Source organism: Kitasatospora sp. NPDC048407 (assembly GCF_043200475.1).
GTDB lineage: Bacteria > Actinomycetota > Actinomycetes > Streptomycetales > Streptomycetaceae > Kitasatospora.
In genome coordinates this window covers 22,803-46,859 of record NZ_JBICXW010000028.1, presented here as the reverse complement: position 1 = coordinate 46,859, position 24,057 = coordinate 22,803, and the positions used below count along the sequence as shown (strand labels likewise).

At 74.7% G+C, this 24,057-nt stretch carries 14 protein-coding genes; 6 read left to right on the top strand and 8 right to left on the bottom strand.

What is annotated here, in order from left to right; genetic code table 11:
* The first annotated feature begins 36 nt into the window (after nucleotides 1-36).
* From ACGFWJ_RS32655 to ACGFWJ_RS32635, 5 genes are read left to right on the top strand one after another with little or no spacing between them, the layout of a single operon-like run.
* Complete coding sequence (locus ACGFWJ_RS32655; protein WP_392955889.1) at nucleotides 37-978, top strand: thiamine pyrophosphate-dependent dehydrogenase E1 component subunit alpha; 942 nt, start codon at nucleotides 37-39, stop codon at nucleotides 976-978.
* 29 nt (nucleotides 979-1,007) lie between these two features.
* Complete coding sequence (locus ACGFWJ_RS32650) at nucleotides 1,008-1,244, top strand: acyl carrier protein (RefSeq protein WP_387649111.1); 237 nt, start codon at nucleotides 1,008-1,010, stop codon at nucleotides 1,242-1,244.
* Nucleotides 1,241-3,286 (top strand): 2-oxo acid dehydrogenase subunit E2, encoded by a 2,046-nt coding sequence (locus tag ACGFWJ_RS32645; RefSeq protein WP_392955887.1) that lies wholly within the window; start codon nucleotides 1,241-1,243, stop codon nucleotides 3,284-3,286. The genes ACGFWJ_RS32650 and ACGFWJ_RS32645 overlap by 4 nt, the downstream gene beginning before the upstream one ends.
* A 22-nt stretch (nucleotides 3,287-3,308) precedes the next feature.
* Nucleotides 3,309-4,313 (top strand): 3-oxoacyl-ACP synthase III family protein, encoded by a 1,005-nt coding sequence (locus ACGFWJ_RS32640; RefSeq protein WP_392955885.1) that lies wholly within the window; start codon nucleotides 3,309-3,311, stop codon nucleotides 4,311-4,313.
* Between the two features lie 51 nt (nucleotides 4,314-4,364).
* Complete coding sequence (locus ACGFWJ_RS32635; RefSeq protein ID WP_392955883.1) at nucleotides 4,365-4,859, top strand: hypothetical protein; 495 nt, start codon at nucleotides 4,365-4,367, stop codon at nucleotides 4,857-4,859.
* A 64-nt stretch (nucleotides 4,860-4,923) separates the two neighbouring features.
* Here ACGFWJ_RS32635 and ACGFWJ_RS32630 read toward each other — a convergent pair whose 3' ends face one another.
* From ACGFWJ_RS32630 to ACGFWJ_RS32595, 8 genes are all read right to left on the bottom strand, one after another.
* A complete protein-coding gene (locus ACGFWJ_RS32630) occupies nucleotides 4,924-7,311 on the bottom strand; it encodes a M28 family peptidase (RefSeq protein WP_392955881.1) in 2,388 nt (795 codons plus the stop codon).
* Complete coding sequence (locus ACGFWJ_RS32625) at nucleotides 7,292-9,172, bottom strand: BTAD domain-containing putative transcriptional regulator (RefSeq protein WP_392955879.1); 1,881 nt, start codon at nucleotides 9,170-9,172, stop codon at nucleotides 7,292-7,294. Before ACGFWJ_RS32625 ends, ACGFWJ_RS32630 begins: the two co-directional genes overlap by 20 nt.
* A gap of 365 nt (nucleotides 9,173-9,537) precedes the next feature.
* Complete coding sequence (locus ACGFWJ_RS32620; RefSeq protein ID WP_392955877.1) at nucleotides 9,538-12,018, bottom strand: amino acid adenylation domain-containing protein; 2,481 nt, start codon at nucleotides 12,016-12,018, stop codon at nucleotides 9,538-9,540.
* 44 nt (nucleotides 12,019-12,062) lie between these two features.
* Nucleotides 12,063-13,067 carry a guanitoxin biosynthesis L-enduracididine beta-hydroxylase GntD gene (gene gntD, locus ACGFWJ_RS32615; RefSeq protein ID WP_392955875.1) on the bottom strand — a complete coding sequence of 335 codons (1,005 nt, stop codon included), beginning with the start codon at nucleotides 13,065-13,067 and terminating at the stop codon, nucleotides 12,063-12,065.
* Nucleotides 13,064-17,524, bottom strand: coding sequence for an amino acid adenylation domain-containing protein (locus tag ACGFWJ_RS32610; RefSeq protein WP_392955873.1), 4,461 nt, complete (start codon nucleotides 17,522-17,524; stop codon nucleotides 13,064-13,066). Before ACGFWJ_RS32610 ends, gntD begins: the two co-directional genes overlap by 4 nt.
* A 69-nt stretch (nucleotides 17,525-17,593) precedes the next feature.
* Nucleotides 17,594-17,794, bottom strand: coding sequence for an MbtH family protein (locus tag ACGFWJ_RS32605; protein ID WP_387649134.1), 201 nt, complete (start codon nucleotides 17,792-17,794; stop codon nucleotides 17,594-17,596).
* 52 nt (nucleotides 17,795-17,846) lie between these two features.
* Nucleotides 17,847-20,918, bottom strand: coding sequence for a condensation domain-containing protein (locus ACGFWJ_RS32600; protein WP_392955871.1), 3,072 nt, complete (start codon nucleotides 20,916-20,918; stop codon nucleotides 17,847-17,849).
* Nucleotides 20,915-21,634 carry a thioesterase II family protein gene (locus ACGFWJ_RS32595; RefSeq protein ID WP_392955869.1) on the bottom strand — a complete coding sequence of 240 codons (720 nt, stop codon included), beginning with the start codon at nucleotides 21,632-21,634 and terminating at the stop codon, nucleotides 20,915-20,917. The genes ACGFWJ_RS32600 and ACGFWJ_RS32595 overlap by 4 nt, the downstream gene beginning before the upstream one ends.
* A gap of 454 nt (nucleotides 21,635-22,088) precedes the next feature.
* On the opposite strand from ACGFWJ_RS32595, the gene ACGFWJ_RS32590 reads away from it, so the two are divergent.
* On the top strand, nucleotides 22,089-24,041 hold the full coding sequence (locus ACGFWJ_RS32590; RefSeq protein WP_392955867.1) for an AMP-binding protein: 1,953 nt from the start codon (nucleotides 22,089-22,091) through the stop codon (nucleotides 24,039-24,041).
* The last annotated feature ends 16 nt before the right edge of the window (nucleotides 24,042-24,057 follow it).

Here is a 24,057-nt window from a genome sequence, read left to right as displayed (position 1 = left end):
CGTCCGGGCCGCCCAGTTCGCGGGAGTTGTCGCGCCATGACCGCTGAAACGTCGTCGCCGGCGGGTGTGCCGGACGCCGAGGACCTCGAAGCGCTGCTGGGCATCCGGCACTTCGAGACGCTGCTGCTGCGGATGTTCTCCGAGGGCCGGCTGAACGGGACCACCCACACCTGCCTCGGCCAGGAGTACGTCCCGGTGGCCCTCGCGCCGCTGCTGGCCGAGGACTTCGTGCTGAGCAACCACCGCGGCCACGGCCACTACCTGGCGCTGTTCCGCGACCCGGCCGGCCTGCTCGCGGAGATCACCGGCCGTGCGGGCGCGGTGTGTTCGGGCGTCGGCGGCAGCCAGCACATCCGGCGCGGACGCTACCTGTCGACGGGCGTGCAGGGCGAGAGCCTGCCGCTCGCCGTCGGGCTCGGCCTGCACTGCAAGCGGGTGGGGGACGGCCGGATCGCCGCCGTGTTCACCGGCGACGGCACCTGGGGCGAGGGCGCGGTGTACGAGGCGCTCAACATGGCCGTGCTGTGGCAGGTGCCGGTGCTGGTGATCGTCGAGCACAACGGGATCGCCCAATCCACGCCCACCGAGCTCCAGTTGGCGGGCAGCATCGCCGACCGCGCCGCCGCGTTCGGGCTGGACTTCCTGGAGATCACCGGCCACGACATCCCCGCGATCCGCGCTCGACTGGCCCCGCTGGTCCGCCGCGTACGGGAGCAGCACCGGCCCGCCGTCGTGCAGTTCACCACCCGCCGGCTCGGCCCGCACAGCAAGGGCGACGACACCCGGCCGGACGCGGACGTGGCCGCGCTGTGGGCCGACGACTGGCACCGGGAACTGGCCGAACGGCTCGGCGAGCCGTTCCGGGAACTCGACGACCTGATCCGCGCCGACCTCGAGCAGATGGCCCGCGAAGTCGAGGCGCGGCCACCGTCCGTGTGGACCGCGGCGGGCCCCGGCACGGCCGACGCGCAGGCATGACACCGGACACGAGGAGCTGGGTGGTACCGATGACCGAACTGACCGACCTGGTGGCCGACGTGCTCCGGATACCGGCCACCGAGGTGACCGAGGAGACCGGCGCCGCGACCACCGCGGCCTGGACCAGCCTGACCCAGGTGCAGATCGTCGCCCGGGTGGAACAGGAGTACGGCCTGCGGCTCACCGCCCGGGAGGCGCGGGCCTGCCGCTCCGTCCGCGCGCTGCGCGACGTGCTCGCCCGCGACGGACGGGAGAAGGCGTCATGACCGGGCCCGCACCCCGCGTCGTGGAGGCGCTCAACCGCGCCCTGCACCGGCTCTTCGACGAACGGCCCACCCTCCACCTGCTCGGCGAGGACGTCCTCGACCCCTACGGCGGCGCCTTCAAGGCGACCCGCGGCCTGTCCACCCGCCACCCCGGCCGGGTGCTGACCACGCCGCTGAGCGAGGGCGGCATCGCGGGCGTCGCCGGCGGGCTGGCGCTCGCGGGCGACGAGGCCGTGGTCGAGATGATGTTCGGTGACTTCGCCGCGCTCGCCTTCGACCCGGTGCTCAACCTGATCTCCAAGTCGGTGACCATGTACGGCGAGCGGGTGCCGATGCCGGTCGTGGTCCGCTGCCCGGTCGGCGGCAACCGCGGCTACGGGCCGACGCACAGCCAGAGCGTGCAGAAGCACTTCCTCGGCATCCCGAACCTGGCGCTGTACGAGACGACGCCGTTCCACGACCCGTACGCGCTGCTGAAGGAGGGCCTCGACCGGGGCCCGTCGATGCTGTTCGAGGACAAGGTCCTCTACACCCGCCGGCTGTACCGCGACGGCGTGGTGGACGGGCACTTCGCCTTCCAACTGCTCGGCGGCCCGGCGGGATGGGCGCACGTCGCGCCTGCGGACGGCGGCCCCGCCGACGTCGTGCTGCTCTGCCCGGGCGGCATGGCGCACCGGGCGATCGAGGCCGCGCACCTGCTGCGCGAGCGCGGCGCCACCGTCCACCTGCTGGTCCCGGCACGGCTGCACCCGCTGGACCTGGAGCCGGTGCTGCCGCTGATCACCGGCGCCCGGCTGGTCGCCGTGGCGGAGGAGAGCACCGAGGGCGGCACCTGGGGCGCCGACGTCGCGGCCCGGATCCACCGGCAGGCGTGGGCGGAGCTGCGCGCCCCCGTGCTGCTGCTCTCCTCGGCCGACTCGGTGGTGCCGACCGCGCCGCACCTGGAGGCCGAGGTGCTCCTCGGGGCGCCGCGGATCGCGGCGGAGCTGGGCCGGGCGCTGCCCGAGATCGCGCCGACTCCGGTGAGGCCGACGGCTGTTGAGGAAGCCGGGCGGCTCGCCGGGGTGCCGGTGGTGATGCCGAAGCTCAACAACAACGACACCGCCTACCTGGTCCTGGAGTGGCACGTCCCCGACGGCGGGTACGTCGAGGAGGGCGAGCCGCTGCTGGACGTGGAGACCTCCAAGGCCGTCGAGGAGATCACCGCCCCCGCGTCGGGGTACCTGCGGGTGCTGGCGCAGACCGGCAGCGAACTCGGGGTGGCGGAGCCGCTGGCCGAACTGTTCGCCGCGCCGCAGGACGAACCGGCTCCGGCCGAACTCCCCGCCGAGGAGCCGGAGTCGGCCGCGCCCGCCGACCGCACCTACCGGCTGGACCGGGTCCAGCAGGGCACCGCGGCCGTCGTCACCCGGGCCCACCGCGAGGTGCCCGCCGCGTTCGCCGCCGTCGAGGTGCGGGTGGACGCGGCGCTGGAACGGCTCCGGGCGGTGTCCGAGGAGACCGACGCCGAGGTCGGCCTGCCCGAACTGCTGGTTAGGGCGGTGGCCGCCGCCCGGCCCGCCTTCCCGCACCTGTTCGGCACCCTGCTGGACGAGCGGACCGTGGAACTCGCCGACCGCGCCGACATCGCCGTCACCGTCGACGCCGGGAACGGCCTCTACACGCCCGTCCTGCGCGACTGCGCCGCCCGACCGCTCGCCGAACTCGCCGACGACCTCATGGAGTTCAGGCTCAAGGCCTACCGGGGCGAGTTCACCGCCGGCGAGCTCTCCGGCGGCGCCCTCACCGTCTCGCTGAACCTCGAACCCGGCGTGCTGCTGGTCCGGCCGATCGTGATGTGGCCCCAGCTGTGCATGGTCTCGATCGCCGGCCCGGTGCGCCGCCTCGTCCCGTCCGACGACGGGCCGGTGGCCGCGAACGTCGTCACCCTCGGCCTCGCCCACGACCACCGGGTGGTCAACGGCCGGGACGCCGTCGCGTTCCTGCGCACCGTCGCCGAGGGCCTGAGCGACCCCCAGCAACTCGCCAAACTCACCGACTGAACCGACCCAGAAAGGAGTGCCAGTGGACTACGGGTTGACCGCCTTCGGCGTCGCCACCGGGGAGAAGGCCGCCGTCCGGGACGTCGTCGCCGAATACACCGAGGACGTCGAGCGCGTCCTCGGCTACGGCTACCGGCACATCCACCGGGCCCGGCCCGAGGTGAGCGTCACCGACCTGGCGATCGAGGCGGGCGCGAAGGCCCTCGCGGGTGTCGAGCCGCGCGACGTGGACCTGCTCGTCGTCGCCCTCACCGACCTGGCCGACCACCTGTACTGGGACGCGGCGGCCCGGGTCCAGTGGGCCCTCGGTCTGAGCCGGGCCGAGGCCGTGCTGGTCGACCAGGGCTGCGTCGGCGGCGTCACCGCCCTGGACACCGTGGCCGGACGCTTCGCCACCCACCCCGACTACCGCACCGCGCTGGTGATCGGCGCCAACCGGACCGTCGACGCCTACTGGAACCGGCTCGACACCCACTCGCTGCTGTTCTCCGACGGCGCCGCCGCGGCCCTCGCCGTGCGCGGCGCGCCCGGCCTGCGCTGGCGGGCCTCCTACGCGGAGAGCGACGGCCGCTACGCCGACTTCTTCCGGATGGACATCGGCGGCGCCCGCCGGCCCTTCGCTCCCGGCACCGAGACACCCGCCGTGCGCGACGCGTGGGACGTCGTCGAGCACTTCGGCAACGACGCCGAGGAAGTCGCCGCGTTCGCCGAGGAGATCGACGAACGCACCGCCCGCGCCGTGCACCGCGCCTGCCGCCGGGCCGGCTGCGCCGAGGAGGACCTCGCGCGGCTCGTCCTGCTCAACGACAACGCCCGCGTGCTCGCCGCACAGGCCGCACTGATCGGCGTGCCGCTGGAGCGCACCAACGCCGAAACCGCCGCCGAGAACGGGCACTTCGGCGCGGCCGACCACCTGTTCTGCCTGGCCAGGCTGGAGGAGACGGGCGCACTCGCGCCCGGCGACCTCGTCGCGCTCGCGGCCAACGGCCGGGGGATGCACTGGGCCTGCGCCGTCCTCGAACGCTGACCCGCACGAACCTCCCACCCGCTCACCGGACAGATCGGAGCGAACCACCCCATGGACCGTCCCCGCGCCCGGAACGTCCTCACCGCGGCAGCCGTCGCCGCCGCCACCCTGACCCTGGCCTCCTGCTCGACCGCCACGCCCGCCACCAACCAGGCACACCCCGACGAGCCACCGGCCTGCAAGATGCTGCGGCCCGTCTCCGTCGAACTCGGCCTCGGCGAACCCTCGGTGAGCGGGCTGAGCGACCGCGGCTGTTCCTCCTACAAGTACCGCTTCGGCACCCTCACCCTGATGCTGGACGACCGCCCGCTCGCCGACGCCGCCACCGGCGACGGCACCCGGACGGAACTGCAGTTCCACGGCAAATCCGCGGTGATGCTGATGGGCGCCCTGAACGGCGTCTGCAAGGTCTTCCTGGACAGCGGCGAGCACTCCAGCATCGAGCTGCGCCTCGGGCGCACCACCGCGATGACGCCGCAGGTGTGCACCGACGTGAAGACGGCGGCCGAGAAGGTCGCCGCCCGGCTGCCGGGCGCCGTTACCTGACCCGCGGGTACACCGTGGCCCGGTCGCCGAAGTCGGCGGCCGGGCCACGGTGTGTTTCGGGGGCTCAGTCCAGCGAGCGGGTGACGGACACCATCGCCGCCTCGCCGAACGCGGCCACGCCGAGGGCCGGCGGGCGCGGCCCGGCGAGCGGTGTGCCGTCCGGTGCGGGCAGGCCCGGGGTGCGGTCGATGACCTTCAGCGTGGCCGGGCCGGGCCCGAGGTCGAGCAGCAGCCCGGCGCCCTCCGCCGGTACCCGGTGGATCCACAGTTCCCACGGCGGGTTCCCGGCCGGGGTGTCCGCGTGCCACCCCGGCACGCCGTCGAGCGCGTAGCCGCGCACCGCCGCGCCCGTCACCAGCAGCACCAGCTCGGGGGCGCCGCGCTTCGACACCGCCCGGACGGAGACCCGCCGCCCGTCCCCCGGCCCGCCCGGGACGGGCGTCACGGTGATCTCCGGCGCCGCGAGCGGCAGCACCGGCGCCCCGGCCCGCCGGACGGGGACGCGCCAGCCGGGCCAGAGGTCGGCGACGGAGACCGGATCGGGGTCCGGCAGCAGCCGGTCGCTCCAGGCGTCCGGCGGCGAGTCGCTCAGCCAGGTGGCGGTGCCCCGGTCGGCGTCCAGCAGGTACAGCGCGTTCGCCCGTTCCCGGTACGGCTGCGGCGGCGGGATCAGCGCGCCGGCCGCGAGGACGGCGGCGGCGACGAGCGCCGCCGCGGCCGGAACCAGCGGCCGCGTGCGCCGGGGCAGCGGCGGCAGTACGGGCGGCAGCAGGGCCGTCATCAGGGCCGCGACCGCCACCGGCACGGCCACCAGGCCGAGCCCGAGGGCGTCGGTGAGCAGCGGCACGAGCGGGACGACCAGCAGGCCGAGCGGGAGGACGGCGAGCGCGGCGCCCGCCACCCGTCCGGCCACCGTCGCACCGGCGCGGGAGGTGAGCAGGGCGGCGGCCGCGACCAGCCCGAGCGCGGGCCAGGTGAACACGTGGCTGCCGCCCGGCAGGACGACGGCGGAGGCGCAGGCCAGCAGCACCCAGAGCGCGATCGCCCCGGCGGCCTGGTGGCGGGCGTCGATCCGGCGCCGGGCGAGCAGCGCGGCGGCCGCGCCCAGGGCGAGGGTGAGCAGCAGGAACCCGGCGAGCGCGAGACCGTGGTCCGCGATGTCGCCGTAGGCGCCGAACTCGGCGTGCCGGGAGGCCACCAGGGGTGCCAGCGCGAACGCGGCGCCGGCGGCGAGCAGCATTTGGCCGAGGGCCAGCGCCAGCCCGGCGGCGGTCCGGGCGAGCGAGAGGCCCGCCCGGGCGCGCAGCCGCAGCAGCAGGAACAGCCCGAGGGCCGCGGTGGCGAGCGCGGCGGGCAGTGCGGCGCCGGCCGGGTAGGCGAGGTACAGGCCGGCCGCCTGGAAGTAGACGGAGTCGCCGCGGGGCGGGTGGGCGAGGTCGGCGGAGCCGAGGGCGCGGGCCAGGCCGAGCGCCTGTTCGCCCTGGTGCTGGACGGTCGCCGGGTCGACCCGGTCGGGGGTGTCGTCGGCGCTGTGGTACGCCGTGTAGCCGTCCAGGTAGGCCAGGTTGAGGCCCTGGTGGCCGGCCTGCTTGAAGACGGTGAAGTCGGTGAGGTTGGGCAGGTAGCCGTAGGCGGCGTCGAGCAGCGAGCTGGTGCGGGCGGACGGCACGTGGCCGGCGAGCGCGTCGACCAGCCAGGCGGCGTCGGGGCCGGTCTCGAACATCAGGCTGGGGCCGCGGCTGCCGCGGGCCTCGAAGTTGAGCACCAGCGCGTCGGGCGGCAGGAAGTCCGGGGCGTCCACCAGGGCCCGGGAGCCGAGCAGGCCGCTCTCCTCGGCGTCGGTGAAGACGAACAGGACGTCGTTGCGGGGCGCCGGTCCGGCGCGCAGCGCGCGGGCGGTCTCCAGCAGGACCGCGACCGGGACCCCGGCGTCGTTGGCGCCGGGGCCGGCCTCGGTGGAGTCGTAGTGGGTGACCAGGGCGACGGGCCGGGTGTTCGCGGAGCCCGGCAGCCGGGCGACCACGTTGTCCACCCGCAGTCCGGCGTAGCGGGAGTCGGCGCCGGTGGGGGAGAGGTCGGGCATGTGGGCGACGGACGAGCCGGTCTGCACCCGGGTCTCCAGGCCGAGTTCGGTGAGCTTGCGGACCAGGTCCGCGCGGACCTGGGTGTGGGCGGGGGAGCCGCTGGGGCGCGGCTCGGTGGCGATCGCGCGGACCTGGTCGACGGCGCGGGCGGCGGAGAAGCTCAGGGCGGGCGCGTTCTCGTCGCGCGGGGCGGGCAGCCGGTCCTGCCAGGCGGTCAGGGCCGCGCAGAGCGCGGCGAGGACCAGGACGGTGACGGGGAAGGCCCAGCGGGTGGCCGGCGCGGGCGAGCCGCGGCGGGGCGGGCCGGGCGGCGCCCCGGTGGGGGTGACGGGTTCGACCGGCGTGAGGTCAGACCGCTTGACTGTCATAGACGGTGGGCTCCTCGCGGCGGCGGTACGGTCGGTGGCTGTCATGGGCGGGCTCGCGCCGGTGGAACACGGCGTCGGCGATCTGCTCGGCGACCTCCCGGCCGATCGCGGCGCCGAGTTCGGCCTCGGCGCGCTGCCGGGCGTGGTCGCGGACGAGCGGGTTGAACGCGTACTGGGGGCCGTCGGCGACCTCGCCGGGGGCGACGGTCAGCAGGTGCTGGCCGACCAGCTGGTCGAGCAGCCGCTGGGTGTCCTCCTCCGGCCGGTCGGCGACGGCGTAGGCCACGTACTCCGGGATGGAGGCGAGTTCGCACAGGCTGAGCCGCAGCCAGAGCCGGTAGCCGCCGAGCGGCAGCTGGTCGAGGGTGGAGGCCAGCCGGGCGCCCATGTCCAGGGAGCCGATGGAGAGTTCGGCGATCCGGTCGCGGCTGCCGGTGAGCCGGTCGACGAAGCTGCGCAGGCTGTGCCGGGGGCGGGCGCGCAGCCGGGCGCCGGCGGCCCGGATGGCGAGCGGCAGGCGGCCGCACAGGTCGACGATCCGCCGGGCGCTGTCCACCTCGGCGAAGACCCGTTCCACGCCGACGAGCGAGGCGAGCAGGTCCACCGCCTCGTTGCCGGGCAGGCCGTCGAGGCAGTACTCGGTGAGGCCGGGGATCTTGAGCAGGCTGGTGCGGCCGGTGCACAGGACGGCGCTCTCGCCGCTCGGCAGCAGCGCCTCGTAGCGGGTGGTCTCGGAGACGTCGTCGAGCACGATCAGCAGCCGCTTGGAGGCGGTGACGCTGCGGAACAGCGCGGCGCGGGCGGCGAGTCCGGCGGGGATCCGCTGGACGGGGACGCCGAGGGCGTCGAGGAAGCCGCGCAGCACCTCCTGCGGGGGCACCGGCTCGGACTGGCCGCGCAGGTCCGCGTAGAGCTGGCCGTCGGGGAAGTGCTGCTGGAGGCTGTGCCCGACGTGCACGGCGAGCGCGGTCTTGCCGGAACCGGCGCAGCCCACCAGGGCGATCACCCGGGGGGCGCCGGCGGCCTGTAAGTCCCAGGCGATCCGTTCGGAGATGTCGCTTCGGCCCGCGAAGTCGGTGACCCGGGGCGGGAGTTGGGCGGGGGTCTTGTCGGGCCGCGGGGTCCGGTGGGCGGTGGGCGGGGGCGCCACGCCCTCGCCGGCCAGGATCTGCTGGTGCAGTTCCTGGAGCCGGGCGCCGGGTTCGAGGCCGAGCTTGGTGATCAGCGCGTGCCGGCCGGCCCGGTAGACGTGCAGCGCCTCGGCCCGCCGCTGGGACTGGTAGAGCGCCGTCATCAGCTGCGCGCAGAGCCGCTCGCGCATCGGGAACTCGGCGACCAGCGGCTTGAGTTCGCTGATCAGCTCGGCGTGCCGGCCGAGCGCGAGCCCGACGTCCAGCCACTCCTCCAGGACGGCGAACCGGCGTTCCTCCCAGTGCGCGGCCACGGTGTAGGTGAGCGGGCCGGAGAGGTCGGCGAGCGGCTGGCCGCGGAAGAGCGCGAGGGCGCTCTGGTACTCGTCGGCGGCGTCCTCCAGGTGGCCGGCGGCGGCGAGGTCGCGGGCCCGCCGGACGGTCTTCTCGAACGCGTCCGCGTCGAGGTCCTCGGCGCCGAGCCGGATGCGGTAGCCGCCCTGTTCGGTCTCGATCAGGTCGACCGGGGCGCCGGCGGCGGCGAAGGCGTTGCGCAGCCGCCAGACGCAGGTCTGGATCTGCTTGTCGGCGGTGGCCGGTGGTTCGGCGCGCCAGACGGCGTCGATCAGCGAGCTGACCGGGACGATCTTGTTGGCGTTGAGCAGGAGTACGGCGAGGACGGTCAGCTGGCGGTTCCGTCCGACCCGGACGGTGTTTCCGCCAATGACCACCTGTAAGGGGCCGAGAATTCGAAATGATATGTCGCGGCCATTGCGATGGGTTTCCTCGGTGAAAAGGCGGGACGTCGGGGGGAGAGCCTTTTGCTGCATCGGAGCCAATCCTCCACGGGGGCGTGGGATACGCGGCCGAAAAGGGATCCTAGAATGGACAAGCTGTCATGTCCATACCCAGGTTGGCGCCTGACTCCGTCAACTGACGTAGTGTCAACGGTCGGTGAGGTTCCCTGCATGAAGCGGGTTGGCGTGGGGTAGGTCGATGGCCGTGGCTCTCGGGCTTTGCTCGTCCTGCTCCATCACTTTACCTTCCAGAGGCCCGCGGCGCCGCTGGTTGTTCGTTTGTTCGAATCGGTCGGATGTCAATTCCGCGTGCCGGAGATCGCCATGCCCCGAAGTGCCTGTGAGTCAATCTTTCCGCCCGGAGTCCGGGGCAGCGCGGGCAGCACCACGATGTGGTCCGGCCGCATCGGTGCGGGCAGCGACTCGGCGAGCGCCCGGCGCAGCAGGGCGGCCGCACCGGCGGCGCCCGAGGCCCCGCCGTCCGGCGCCGCGGGCCGCAGGGCCACGAACGCCACCAGCCGCTCCGCCGCGCCCTGCCCGTGCAGCCGCACGGCACACTCGGCGACCGCCGGATGCCGGCCCACCGCGGACTCGACCTCGCCCAGCTCGATCCGGTACCCGCGCACCTTCACCTGGTGGTCGACCCGCCCGAGGATGAGCAGCCGGCCGGTGGGCGACCACAGACCGCGGTCCCCGGTCCGGTAGAGACGGCGGCCCGGCGCCAACGGGTCCGGCAGGAACCGCTCCGCGGTGAGCGCGGGCCGGCCGTGGTAGCCGAGAGCCACCCCCGGGCCGCCGAGGAAGATCTCCCCGGCCACCCCCGGCGGCACCGGCCGCAGCCGCGAATCGAGCACATGGACGCGGTAGTTGGGCACCGGGCGGCCGATCGGGATCGCCGCCCCCGCCGCCTCGGCGGGCCCGCACCGGTGCGTGGTGGCCCACACCGCGCACTCCGTCGGCCCGTAGTCGTTGAACAGCGGGGCACCCGGACAGCACCGCAGATGCTCGGCCACCAGCTCCGCGGTGAGCGGCTCGCCGCCGACCGCGACCATCGCCAGGCGGGCCAGCGCCGCCGGGTCCGCGACCTGCAGCAGGATCCGGTAGTGCGAGGGCACGGCATGCACGTGGGTGATCGCGGCCCGCTCCAGCAGGCCGCGCAGGGCGTGCGGATCGTGCGCCTCGGTCTCGGTCGGCAGCACGACCGCGCCGCCGTTGGCCAGCGCCCAGAACATGCCGCCCGCAGCGCCGTCGAAGCACAGCGGCGGCAGCACCAGATCCCGCCCGGGAGCCGGACCGGCCGCGGCCCGGGCGGCCGTGGAGGCGACGATCGCCCCGTGGTGGACGGCGATGCCCTTCGGCGCGCCGGTCGAACCGGAGGTGTAGATGACGTACGCGGTGTCGTCCGGCGTCACCCGCACCAGCGGGGAACGGGCCGGAAGCCCGGCGGCGTCGGCCGGGCGGATCAGCGGCACCGGCAGGTCGAAGCCAGGGGGTTCGTCCGCGATCAGCGCCAGGGCGCCGGAGTCGCGCAGGATGTGGCGGATCCGCTCCGCCGGGTGGGTCGGCTCGATCGGGAGGTACGCGGCGCCGGCCTTCAGCGCGCCGAGCATCGCGACCACCGAATCGGCGCTGCGCCCGGCCATCAGCGCCACCAGCGAACCGCGGCCGATGCCGTGATGGTGCAGCAGCGCGGCCAGGCGGGCGGCCCGGCTGTCGAGCTCCCGGTGCGTCAGTTCCCGATCCCCGCAGACGACCGCGACGGCGTCCGGGGTCCGCTGCGCGTGGCGCCCGACGAGGGTGTGCAGACAGGTGTCCTCGAACGGGAGGTCCGCGCCGCGCGACCAGGCGCCGAGCTCGGCGTGCTCGCGCTCCGCGAGACCGGTGACGGTGCGCACCGGACGGTCGTCGAGGAGCGCGGCGAGGACGGCGAGCAGCCGGTGGGCGAACGCCTCCGCCGCCTCCTCCTCGAACAGGCCGGTGTCGTAGTCGAGCTCGAGCCCGTCGGGGCCGAGCAGCACCAGCAGCTCGTGCCGGCTCACGCCGTCGGCGACCCGGACGGGCGTCACCTCGAACGCGCCGATCCGCTCCGGCACGCGCCGCGGGGCGGCGGCCACCGCGAGCGCCGCCCGGGTTTCCGGCCCGGCCGGTGTGCCGGCGGCGACGGCCCGCACGGCGGCCCGGAGCGCGGCGGAACCGGAGCCCGCCTCGTCCACCGCCAGCCGCACGGCCACCGGCTCCGGGCCCGCGACCAGCAGGTCCGCCTCGGCCGGTCCGCCGCAGCGGGCCAGCAGGATCGCCGAGGCGGCGGCCAGCGCCGCCTCGGCGGACACCCCGGCAGCCCGCAGCCGGGACGCGAGGTGTCCCGCTTCGACGTGCACGGTCGCCGCGTACCCGGAGGGCGCGGAACCGGTGCGCAGGACGGCGGGAAGTTCACCGAACCCGGCCGGATCGGCAGCTGCCAGCTCCGGAGCCGCCGTCCCAGATGGGTCCAGCAGCCACCGCAGCAACCGCTCCGGCTCCGGAGCGACCACGATCAGGAGGAACCGGCCTTCGGCGAGCCGGGCCAGCAGCACCCGGGCCTCGCCGTCGTCCGCGCGGGAGGCGGCGAGCTCGTCGCGGACGAGCTCGCCCCACGCGTCCGTCTCCCCGCCCGCCGCCGGGTCGTGCACGGTGAGCCGCACCGGCGGCCGCAGCCCGGCGATCCGGGCCCGCAGGGCGCGGACGTCCGGCGGGCCGGTGACGAGCCACGTGCCGATGGCGAGGGCGGGGTGGTCGGACACGGTTCCTCCTGATCGTGAGGGGATTCAGCGGGGTCGGGCCGCCGTCACCGCAGGATGCGCTCCTCGGGAGCGTTCCGGTGGTCGCGGGACTTGCGGAGGTCCCGCGTGACGACTGCCTTCTTCAGCCACCGGTCGGTGCCGTCGAAGCGCGCCTCGAACGCGCTGCGCCCGTGCACCGCCCGGTAGTTGTCGACCACCAGCAGGTCCCCGGCGCCCAGCGCGACCCCGACCAGGTGCCGTTCCAGTTCGCCGGTCAGCGCGGTGAGCGCCGCCGCCGCCTCCCGGTCGCCCGGCACCGGCGACATGAACGCCGGGTCCACCCGCAGGTACGGGCGGTCCGGGTCGCCGAACAGCACGGCGCACGGCTCCGGGTCCTCCTCCATCCGCTGGATCGGGTGGAGCCGCCCGGTGCTCTCGGTGAGCGACCGCGCGTACTTGAGGTGCTCGGTGTCCGGGCGGATGAGGAACCGCCGTTCGGCCAGCACCGCGCGGTGGCGCGGCGTCAGCTCCACGTCCTCGATCCCGGACACCACGGTCGGCACCGCGTCGTGGTTGCGCAGTCCGAGCAGCAGCAGGTAGTCGCAGCGGTACGGGTGGAAGCCGTCCTCGGTGTGCCAGGCCAGCTCCACCGTCCCGTGCCCGCTCTGGTCCTTCTCGTGCTGCGGGATCGGCAGCACGTCGTGGACCAGGCGGCCGTCCTGCAGGGTCGACCAGCCGAAGATGTCGCCGAGGTGCGCGGTGGCGAGCACCAGGAACACCTCGTGCGCGGCGACCGCGGCCGGCCGCTCCGTCTCGCGCCAGTCCAGCGGCGTCGGGCCGATCGAGGTGTTGTCCACCTTGAGCCCGCGCACCACCAGCGCCGACGCCGACTCGGCGGTCCGGAACGCCCGCAGCTCCCGGACCAGCCGCGACGGCAACTGCTGCGCCAGCGCGGGCAGGTCGTCGAGCAGGGCCGGAGCGGTGCTGGACCCGTACTCGTGCAGCACGGACCGGCTGAGCGTGGCGAGCGCCGCGCCGTCGGCCGGAGCGATGTCCAGGCGGCGGATCACGGGCGCTCACTCGCCGGCGGCACCACCACGTCCTCGGGCGCGGGCAGGTAGCCGCCCTCGACCAGGAAGCGGAAGCAGTCGTGCGCCCACTCCTCGTTGACCGGCGGGCAGGCGATGCCGGAGCCCTCCAGCGCCTCGGTCAGCACCCGGCACTCGTCCTGCGGGTTGATCTGCTTCTGCAGCTCCGGGTCGAGTGCGGCGTGCCGCATCGAGGCGACCCGCAGCAGCGGCGTCATCGGGAACAGGATGTGGTCCTCGTCGACGCCCAGCGCCCGCTGGCGGGCGTCCTCCTCGTCGACGACGTTGAGGTCGTAGCCGAAGGACCGCAGCCACTGGTAGCACTGGGTCATGGTGGTGGGCGCCGGGTTGGTGATGTTGAAGTTCTTGCCGAAGTTCTCCGCCCGCAGCGAGGTGTAGACGATGGCCTGCGCGGTGAAGTCCACGGGCACGGCGTTGATGACGTCGTTGTAGAGCGGCAGGACGCCCAGGTCGAGGAAGCCCCGCAGGTACACGTACAGGTAGTCGGTGTGGTGCGAGGCGCCGGTCTGGGTGTGGCCGGTGATCATCCACGGGCGCTGGACGGTGACCGGGATGCCGCGGTCGCGCGCCAGGTAGACGATCTTCTCGGCGAGCCACTTGCTGCGCGGGTAGCCGGTCGGGATGCGGATCGGCCGGCCGTCCAGGTCCTCCTCGGTGAACGGACGCTCGGCGCCGGTGCCCATGAACACGTCCACGCTGGAGACGAAGTGGACGGACTTGAGCGTCGTGGTGGTGGCGAGCCGCAGCACCTCCTTGGTGCCCTCGACGTTGGCCGGACGCGCCGCCTCGTACGGGTAGGTGAAGTTGACCACCGCGCCGCTGTGGTAGATCGCGTCGAGCAGGCCCGCGTAGGCCGCGAACTCGTGCTGGTCCAGGCCGAGCCGGGGCTTGGCGAGGTCACCGACGACCATCCGCATCCGGGAACGGTAGGACTCGTCCCACGCGGAGTAGGTGCGCAGGGTCTGCTCCATCCGCTCCCACGCCGCGTCCTCGTTCTCGGCGCGGATCAGGCAGTGCACGGTGGCCTCGGTGCGCAGGATCAGCTCCACGGCGAGGAACGCGCCCAGGTAGCCGGTGGCACCGGTGACCAGGACGTGCCGGGGCGCGAACCACTCCGCGTGCGGGAGGTCGCCGGGGGCGATCTCCTCGGGCAGCGTGATCTCCGCGTGCAGCTCGGCGAGCTGCTGCGCGTACAGCACCTCGCTGTCGATGTTGTCGCGCTGGCGGCGGTCCTCCTCGATGGCCTGCGCGATGCCGGCCACGGTGGGCACCCGGAAGATCTGCTCGACCGGCAGGGTCACGTCGTGCTCGCGGGACAGCTGCGCGGTCAGCCGCGCCACCAGCAGCGAGTTGCCGCCGAGCTCGAAGAAGTCCGCGGTGGCGCTGATCTGGGACAGTCCGAGCAGCGCGCAGAACGTCTCGGCGATCTCCGCCTCGAGCTCGCTGCCCGGCTCGACGAAGTCCTCGGTGCCGAGGTCCGGCGCGGGCAGCGCGGCGGTGTCGATCTTGCCGTTGCGGGTGAGCGGCATCTTCTCCAGCGTGACGAACGCGCTCGGCACCATGTAGTCCGGCACCTGCGCCAGCACGTGCTTGACCAGCGCCTCCTTGGTCAGCACCCGGCCGACCACGGGCACCGCGTACGCCACCAGCCGCGGCACGCCCGGCTGGTCCTCCCGCGCGATCACCGCGGTCTCGGCGACCAGCGGGTGGCGCAGCAGGACGTTCTCGATCTCGGAGAGCTCGATCCGGAAGCCGCGGATCTTCACCTGGGTGTCGGCCCGGCCGAGGAACTCGATGGTGCCGTCCGCCCGGTAACGGGCGAGGTCACCGGTGCGGTACAGGCGGGCGCCGGGCTGCTCGGAGAACGGGTCGGGCAGGAAGGCCGCCGCCGTCATGCCGGGGCGGTTGACGTAGCCGCGCACCACGCCGTCGCCGCCGATCCACAGCTCGCCGGGCACGCCGGGCGGCACCGGGTTGAGGCGCTTGTCCAGCAGGTGGATCCGGGTGTTCGGGATGGGCCGGCCGATCGGCACCCGGCCGCTCTCGCCGTCCTTCGCGGTCACCGGGTGCACCGACGCCCAGACGGTCGCCTCGGTCGGGCCGTACTCGTTGAACAGCGCGACACCGGGCGAGCGGCGGAAGTGCTCCCCGACCAGTCCGGGCGGCAGCACCTCGCCGGCCAGCACGGTGGTGCGCACCGACGCGAACGCCTCCGGCGCGGACTCCAGCAGCACCGAGTACTGCGAGGGCACGCCGTCGACGTGGGTGACCTGCTTGTCCTGGATCAGCGCGCCGAGCAGCCGCGGGTCGAGCACCTCGGCCTCGTTCGGCACCACGACCGTCCCGCCGCGGCGCAGCGTCCAGTACAGGCCGCCGCCGGAGGCGTCGAAGGTGAACGGCGCGAGCACCAGGTAGCGCTCGGGCAGGCCGGGGCCCTCGCAGGCGGAGCGGGCCAGGGTGGAGTGCACGATCTGCCGGTGCTCGACGGCCACGCCCTTGGGGCGGCCCGTGGAGCCCGAGGTGTAGATGACGTACGCCAGGCTGTCGGGGGCCGGGCGCACGGCGGGCCGGGTGACCGGGCCCGCCGGGTCGGCGGTCGGGACGGGCAGCGTGCGCAGCGCGGGCACCTTCGCCGCCAGCGCGGCGAGCGCCTCCGCGTCACCGGTGACCAGGCCGATCCCGGCGTCCGTGGCGATGGTCGCGATCCGGTCCGCCGGGTACGACGGGTCGAGCGGGACGTACGCGGCGCCGGCCTTCAGCACGCCCAGCAGGGCGACCATGGTGTGCACCGAGCGGTCGGCGAGCACACCGACCGGGGTCTCCACCCCGACGCCCTGCGCGGTGAGCTCGGCGGCCAGCGCCTCGGCGCGCAGGTCCAGCGAGGCGTAGGAGAGTTCCGCCGTGCTGGAGGTGAGCGCGACCGCGTCCGGGCGGGCGGCGGCGGCCTGCTCGACCAGCTCGTGCAGCAGCTGCGGGGCGTCGTGCTCGGTGCGGGTGGCGTTCCAGGCGGCCAGGTGGTCGCGCTCCTCCCGGCTCAGCAGCGGGAAGTCCGCGAGCGGGCGGTCGGGCTCGGCGAGCGCCGACTCCAGGAGCAGCAGGGTGCGCTCCAGCAGCCGGGTGACGGTGTCGCGGTCGAACAGCGCGGTGTTGAACTGCGCGCGCAGCGTCAACTCGCCGTCCCTGCGCACCGCGTACAGGTCGATGTCGTGCGGCGTCCAGGTGGTCGGCAGGTCGAGCGGGCGGGCCACCGCGCCGGGCAGCTCGCGCGAAGCCCACTGCTCCTCGAAGCCGAACAGCACCTGGAACAGCGGGGTGTGGCTCAGGTCGCGGGTCGGCCGGGCCGCCTCGACGATCTGCTCGAACGGCAGCCGGGCGTGCACCAGCGCCTCCGCCAGCACCGACTCGGACCGGCGCAGCAGGCCGGTCAGCGACTCGCCGGCCTCCAGCTCGAAACGCAGCGGCAGGGTGTTCTCCAGCGGCCCGACCAGGCCGCCGTCACTGTCCTGCCAGGCCGGCGGCACCGGCACACCGACGGCGAAGTCCTGCTGCTGGGCGTGCCGGGCGAGCGCCGTCACGTACCCGCTGAGCAGCAGCTCCGGCAGGGTGGTGCCGGTCGTGGCGGCGAAGTCGCCCAGCACGGTGTGCAGGGCGGCCGGCACCGGCACCGACACCGCGTCGGCCTCGATGGTCTTCACCGGCGGGCGCGGCCGGTCGGTGGGCAGCTCCAGCGTGGTCAGCGCGGCCGTCCGGGCCCGCCAGAACTCGATGTCCTTCTCGGCGTCGTCGCTCTCCAGCCAGGCACGCTGGGCCGCGAACACGGCGGGCAGGTCGACGGCGGCGGCGGTGGCCGGAGCGTCGGCGCCGTCCAGCAGCGCCGCGTACCGGGTCAGCACCTCGTCGGTGAGCCGGCGCACCGACGGGCGGTCGGCGACCAGCTGGTGGACGGTCAGCAGCAGGACGTGGTCCTCGGCGCCGAGCCGCAGCAGGCTGGCCCGCACCAGCGGGCCCTGCGCCAGGTCGAAGCGGCGGCGGCTCTCGGCGGCCGCGACCCGGGCCAGCTCCTCGTCGAGCCGCTCCGGGTCGAGCTCGACCACCGGCAGGCGCAGCGAGGCCACCGGCTTGACGGTCGCCAGCGGGTTGCCGTCCACCGTGCGGAAGGTGGTGCGCAGCACCGCGTGGTGCTGGACGGCGGCCGCGAGCGCCTGCTGGAGCACCGCCGGGTCGGTCCGGCCGGTGAGCCGGACGGCGTCACTGGTCTGCCAGGGGCGCTTCTCGTCGAGCTGGACGAGCAGCCACAGCCGGCGCTGCTCCAGGGTCAGGTTGCTGGTGAAGGCGTTGGCCGAGCCGTCGAGCAGGCCGGCCAGGACCGCGCGCTTCTCATCGGGCGTCAGGGCGGCGGTGCCGTCGTGTGTGCTCATGTGGGGGGACTCCCGTCCTCGGTGTCGGTGGCGCTGTCGGTGACCGGTCGGTGGCGCTGCCGGCGGTGGTCAGGCGGAGCGTTCGCGGACCGACCGCGGCCGCATGTCCGTCCAGACCCGCTCGATGTGCTTGAGGCACTCCTGCTTGGTCCCGGTCGTCCCGGTGGTGGCCCAGCCCGCGGGCAGGGCGCGGTCGGCGAACCAGATCGAGTACTGGTCCTGTTCGTTGGTGACGACCTGGAAGACCGTGTCGGCGTCGTCGATTCCCATCGCTGGCTCCTCGTGGTGGTGGGTTCCGGTGGTGGTTCCGGTATGAGGTGGTTCAGTTCAGGTGGCGCAGGAGCTGGTCGATCTCCTCGTCGGACATGTCGGCCAGCTGGGCCAGCACCGCCTGGTCCGAGGTGGGCCGCCGGTCGCGGGCGCGTTCCAGCTCCGCCAGGGCCTCGGCCAGCCCGGCCGGGGTCGGGCGGCGGAAGAAGTCGCGCACCGGCACCTGGATGCCGAACTCGGCGCGCACCCGGCTCAGCAGCTTCGCGGCGAGCAGCGAGTACCCGCCGAGGCCGAAGAAGTCGTCGTGCACGCCGACCGCGGGCCGGCCCAGCACCTCCTGGAAGATCGCCAGGGTGCGGCGCTCCTCCCCGTTGCGCGGCGGGGTCTTCTCGACGGGTCCGCTCGGCACCTGTGCGGGCGGCGGCGGCAGCGCGCCGCGGTCCGGCGTGCCGTCGGGGGCCGTCGGCAGCGCGTCCAGGACGCCCAGCACGGCCCGCGCGGCGGACCCGGGCAGAGCTGTTCCGGCGCGGGCGCGCACCATGGCCGCGAACGCGTCGCGCTCGCGCTCGGTGCCCGCGGGGACGGTCGGGTCCGGGACCAGCCAGGCGATCAGGCGGCGGTCGGCGTCGGTGGTGACCGCCGCGTCCCGCACGCCCGGCACGGCCCGCAGCGCCTGCTCGACCTCCGCCGCGCGGACCCCCCGGTCGCCGACCGAAAGCCACCCGGCGCCCGGGCCGACCACCTCCAGCGCGCCGTCCCGGGTCCGCCGGCAGCGCAGCCCGACCGGCACCCCGGGCCCGGCGGCGGTGGCCAGGTGCAGTTCGCCGACCACGCCGTCCGGCACCGGCCCGCCCAGGGCGTCCAGCAGCAGGTGGGCGGTGCCCGGCAGCGGCGGCCCGAGGCGCCTGCCGCGCCACGCGTCCAGCGGCGCCAGCGCGGGCGGGACGGCCAGCGGCGCGGGGGCGGGGCGGCCCAGCACCACCGGGAGGCCGGTGCGGGCGAGCATGTCGACCAGGTCGGGCTCGAGGACCTCGCCCACGCACACCAGCCTGGTCCCGGCGGGCGGCGCCCAGCCGTCGGTGAGCGCCCGGCGCCAGGTCGGCGGGTCGGCCAGGACGAAGGCCGAGGGCGGCCCGGCCGGTGCCGGGTCGAGCCCGGACAGCATCAGGCTCCGCGCGTGCACCAGCGGCATCAGCAGGTGCACGGGGGAGGGCGGCGTGCCGCCGTCGAGCAGCAGGACGTCGTCGTCCGCGGTCACCCCGAGCCGTTCGGCGACGGCCGTCAGCCCGGCGACCAGCGCCCGGTGGGTCAGCGCGGGGCCGCCGTCGGCGGGCTGCCACGCCGGGTCGTCGGGGCCCGGGACGGCGGGGGTGGCCGGGTCGAAGCGCGGGCCGGTGGTGATCAGCCAGCCGCCCGGCTCGTCCTCGGCCCGCCGGACGAACGCGCCCGCCCGGTCGTGCCGCTGGCCGTACCCGACCGACGCGCCCACCTCGAACACCGCGAGGACGACGGCGAGCAGCCCCGCCGACGGCACCGGCGGCGTCGTCACCCGCACGCCCGGCCCGGCGATCCCCTCGGCGCGCAGCCGCCGGGCCAGCGCGGCCGACCACTCGCGCAGCTCGCCCAGGGTGAGCACGGCGTCCGCCGAGGACAGCACCACGTCGTCCGCGCCCCGGACGTCCAGCAGCTGCGGGACCGTACAGCCATCGGCGGGCGCGGCGGTCGGGACCGACCCCGGGCCGCCGGACGGGCCGGCCGGCAGCGCGCCGACCGGGGTGCCCGGCGCGGCCGGCGCCTCCAGCAGGATCCGGCGGTACAGCTCCAGGACACCGGCCGCGGTCGGCTCGTCGTACAGGCCCCGGTCGTAGTCGAGCTGCAGGCGCAGCCCGTCGCCGTCCGGCAGCACCGTCAGCCACAGGTCGAACTTCGCGGCGGTGACGGGCAGTTCGACCTGCGTCATGGTCAGGCCCGCCAGTTCGGCGCCCGGCGCGGGCGGGCCCGGCATCGAGAACATCACGTCGAACAGCGGGTTGCGGTCGAGCGCACCCGCCCGCCGCACCTCCTGCACCAGCCGGTCGAACGGCATCCGGTCGTGCGAGAACGCGCCGACACAGGCGTCCCGGACCACCTCGGCGGCCCGCGCGAACCCCTGGTGCGGCGCCAGGCGGGCGCGCAGCACCAGCGTGTTGGCGAAGAAACCGACCAGCTGCTCGGCATCCGGGTGGTGACGGCCCGCGACCGGCGTGCCCACCGCGACGTCCTCCTGACCGGTCACCCGGGACAGCGCGGCCATGAACCCGGTCAGCAGGGTCATGAACAGCGTCCCGCCGGAATCCTTCGCCAGCCCCTCCAGACCGGCCACCGTCGCCGCGTCCAGCCGCTCCTCCAACCGGCCGCCGGCACCGCCGCGCTGCTCGCGCGGACGGTCCACGGGCAGCTCCAGCGGGGCCGTCCCGGCCAGCGCGGTGCGCCAGTACTCGAGCAGACTCTCCATCCGCTCCCCGGTCAACTGCCGCTCCAGCCAGCCGACATAGTCCGCGTACTGCACCGGCGGCTCGACCAGACCGGCGTCGCCGCCCGCACACAGACCGCGGTAGGCGGCGGCGAGGTCGGCGTAGAACACGTCCATCGACCAGCTGTCGCACACCAGGTGATGAATCGTCACCAGCAGCGTGTGCCGGCGCTCCGACTCCTTCACCAGCACCAGGCGCAGCAGCGGCGGGGCGTCCAGCGCGAACGGCATCGCCGCCTGCTCCCGGGCCAGGACCGTCACCCGGGCCCGCGCCCCGTCCTCCGGCAGCCCCGAGCAGTCCACCACCGGCAGCGGCACCAGCGCCTCCGGCAGCACCACCTGGCGCGGATCCCCGTCGACCAGACCGACACCGGTGCGCAGGCTCTCGTGCCGCGCCACCACCGCGTTGACGGCCCGCTGGAGCAGCACCACATCCAGCTCACCGACCAGCCGCACCGCACTGCACACGTTGTACGCGGCGTTGCTCGACGGATCGAGCTGGCACACGAACCACAGACTCCGCTGGGCGGGCGCGGCCGGCAGCACGAAGTGGTCGCCGTAGTCGCGGGCCTCCCCGCCGCCGACGCCGCCGACATAGGACGAACTGCTCATCGCGCCCCGCTCCCCTTCCTGGCCGGCTCCCGCGCCGGCAACCCGGCGAGCGAGGTCTCCACGAACTCCACGACGCTCCTCTCGTGGTCCTGCACGAAGAAATGACCGCCGGTGAACTCCCGCACCGCGCAGTCCACCGAGGACTGCCGGTCCCAGCCGGCGTTCCCCGGCCGCACCAGCGGATCGTGCGAGCCGCGCAACACCCGGATCGGCACCGGCAACGGCGGCCCCGGCACATACCGGTACGTCTCAGCCAGCGTCAGGTCCGCCCGGATCGTCGGCAGCATCAGCCGCACCAACTCGTCGTACTGCGGCAGCTCCTGGGACTCCATGCCGTCCCACTCCCGCAGCCGGTCGAGCAGCTCGCCGTCCGGCAGCCGGTGCACCTGCTCCGCGTCGCCGTACTGCGGGGCGTCCCGGCCCGAGACGAACAGCGCCACCGGCAGCGGCAGCCCGAGCTCTCGCACCCGCCGCACCAGCTCGAACGCCACCAGGGCGCCCATGCTGTGCCCGTACAGCGCGTACCGCCGCCCGGTGCGCGGCGCCCGCAGGCCCGCCACCGCGCCGTCGACCAGCGCCGACATCTCCCGCAGCGGCGGCTCCCCGAGCCGCCCCTCCCGGCCCGGCAGGCGCGCGGCCGTGACGGCCAGCGCCGCCGTGTGCCGCTGCCAGTTCCGGAACAGCGCCGACGCCCCGCCGGCATGCGGGAAGCACACCACTTCGCACTCCGGATCGGCCGGCGCGCCGAACGACGTGAACCAGCTGGAACTTGGTCGGACCGGGCGCACCCGTACCTCCCTCGGGGACGGCGGAACTCGGAGAACTTCGAAGAAACGGCGGGCCGTGAGAACGGCGGGCTTCGGACCGGCATGCTTCGGGCCGGCGGGGCCCGGAACGGTACGGCCCGGAAACCGGCCGCGGAAAAGCGCCGGCGGCACTCCGCCGGACCGTCGAATCCGGCCCGGCCACCGCGCGGCCCTCAATACCTACCATTTATGCCGCAGGGCCCGTCAATGACAACCGTTCGGCGTGAGAGGCGGCGGATAAGGAAGTGAGACCTGGCTGAGAGACCGAACATCTTTAATTTCTCTTGGCCGCCGGTGCAGCCCGCAGCCGTACCCACCGGAATGCCGAACGACCGGCCGGACCAGGGAAATGGAGAGCTCGCCGATGTCGATCCCCGCCCGCCCCACGCTCGTCCACACGCTCGTCGAGCAGGCCCTCGCCCTCGGCGGCCGGCAGGCCTACGAGTACCTGCACGACGACGGCCGGGTCGACACCATCGGCTACCGCGAGCTGCTCGACCGGGCCGCGGCCCTCGCCCCGCTGCTGCGCGGCGCGGACGGACGCGGTGGCCCCGCGCTGCTGCTCTTCCCGCCCGGCCTGGACTTCGTCACCGCGCTGTGGGCCTGCTTCCTGGCCGGCGTCCCCGCGGTGCCCGCCTACCCGCCGATCTTCGGCTCCACCGAGCGGATCACCGCCCGCTTCGCCCGCATCCTCGAGGACTCCCGGGCCACCACCCTGCTCGCCGACCCCGCCGTGCTCGGCCTGCTCACCGCCGGACTGCGCCCCGAGGACCTGCCCCCGGTGGTCACCCTCGACGACGCCACCGGCGCCGGCCCAGCCGACCCCGAGCGCCTGCTGGCCGACGCGCCGGACCCCGAGGACGTCGCGCTCATCCAGTACACCTCGGGCAGCACCGGAAAGCCGAAAGGCGTCGTACTGCGCCACCGGAATATCCTGGCCAACATTCGGTCCATTACCGAGGTTTTCCGTCTGGACGAAACCGCGCGGGTGGTCTCCTGGCTTCCGCCCTATCACGACATGGGGCTCATCGGATTCATTCTCACCCCGATCCACGGCGGATTCCCGGTACGCCTGATGTCGCCCGTGCATTTCCTCAAGGACCCGATCGGCTGGCTCCGGCAGATCAGCGAACTCGGCATCACCCACACCGGCGGACCGAATTTCGCCTACGACCTCTGTGTCCGCCGCGCCGACCGCGCCGACCTCACCGGCCTCGACCTCGGCACCTGGCGGCTCGCCTTCAACGGCGCCGAGCCCATCCGCCCCGCGACGATCACCGGCTTCGCCGAACGGTTCGCCCCGTACGGCTTCCGCCCCGAGTCCTTCCTGCCCTGCTACGGACTCGCGGAGGCCACCCTCATCGTCACCGGCCGCCACTGGACCGGACACGACGACACCGACGCGGACGGCCGGGTCGACTGCGGGCCGGTCGTCGACGGCCACCGGCTCGCCCTGGTCGACCCCGACACCGGCACGGCCGTGCCCGACGGCGCCGAGGGCGAAATCTGGCTCGCCGGACCGAGCATCAGCGACGGCTACTGGGACACCTGGCAGACCGGCACCCCGACCGACGGCTACGGCCACCTCGACGGCACCCGCCACCTGCGCACCGGCGACCTCGGCCGACTCCGCGACGGCCGGCTCACCGTCACCGGCCGCCGCAAAGAGGTGCTCATCCAGAACGGCGTCAACCACCACGCCCACGACCTGTGCGCCGCCGCCGTCCGCGACAACCCCGCCGTCCGGCCCACCGCCGCCGCCTTCCACGGCGCCGACGACGAGATCGTCCTCGCCGTCGAGGTCGCCGGACACGACCACGACCCCGAGCGCCTCGCCGCCGACCTCCGCGCCCGCGTCCTGGCCGCCACCGGCGCCCGCGTGCACACCGTCGTGCTCTGCCCGCCGCGCACCATCCCGCGCACCACCAGCGGCAAGATCCAGCACGGCCTCGCCCGCACCCGCCACCTCGCCGGCGAACTCGCCGGCCGCACCGTCACCCCCGACCGGGCCGCCATCGGCGCGGAAGAGGCCGGCGCGCTCACCGCCTTCTTCTCCTCCGTCTTCGCCGCCGTCTGCCAGGTCTCCGACTGCGGCCCCGACGACGCCCTCACCGCGATGGGCGGCGACTCGCTGCGCGCCGCCGAGATCGCGGCCGTCGCCGAGGACGCGCTCACCCTGCCCGTGCCCGTCGAGGACGTCCTGCTCGCGCAGACCCCCCGCGAACTGACCGCCCGGCTGAACGAACGCTGGACCGAGGGCGGGATGCGACCCGCCGACGCCGTCGACCGGGCGAAGGCCCTGCTCGCCGGTAGCTGACCCTCACAGCCCCCCT

What these genes read in the sequence shown, in the direction of transcription:
- ACGFWJ_RS32610 (WP_392955873.1), bottom strand. Translation starts at nt 17,524, where the DNA reads ATGAGCACACACGACGGCACCGCCGCCCTGACGCCCGATGAGAAGCGC.
- ACGFWJ_RS32605 (WP_387649134.1), bottom strand. Translation starts at nt 17,794, where the DNA reads ATGGGAATCGACGACGCCGACACGGTCTTCCAGGTCGTCACCAACGAA.
- ACGFWJ_RS32645 (WP_392955887.1), top strand. Translation starts at nt 1,241, where the DNA reads ATGACCGGGCCCGCACCCCGCGTCGTGGAGGCGCTCAACCGCGCCCTG.
- ACGFWJ_RS32635 (WP_392955883.1), top strand. Translation starts at nt 4,365, where the DNA reads ATGGACCGTCCCCGCGCCCGGAACGTCCTCACCGCGGCAGCCGTCGCC.
- ACGFWJ_RS32650 (WP_387649111.1), top strand. Translation starts at nt 1,008, where the DNA reads ATGACCGAACTGACCGACCTGGTGGCCGACGTGCTCCGGATACCGGCC.
- ACGFWJ_RS32600 (WP_392955871.1), bottom strand. Translation starts at nt 20,918, where the DNA reads ATGAGCAGTTCGTCCTATGTCGGCGGCGTCGGCGGCGGGGAGGCCCGC.
- ACGFWJ_RS32590 (WP_392955867.1), top strand. Translation starts at nt 22,089, where the DNA reads ATGTCGATCCCCGCCCGCCCCACGCTCGTCCACACGCTCGTCGAGCAG.
- ACGFWJ_RS32630 (WP_392955881.1), bottom strand. Translation starts at nt 7,311, where the DNA reads ATGACAGTCAAGCGGTCTGACCTCACGCCGGTCGAACCCGTCACCCCC.
- ACGFWJ_RS32655 (WP_392955889.1), top strand. Translation starts at nt 37, where the DNA reads ATGACCGCTGAAACGTCGTCGCCGGCGGGTGTGCCGGACGCCGAGGAC.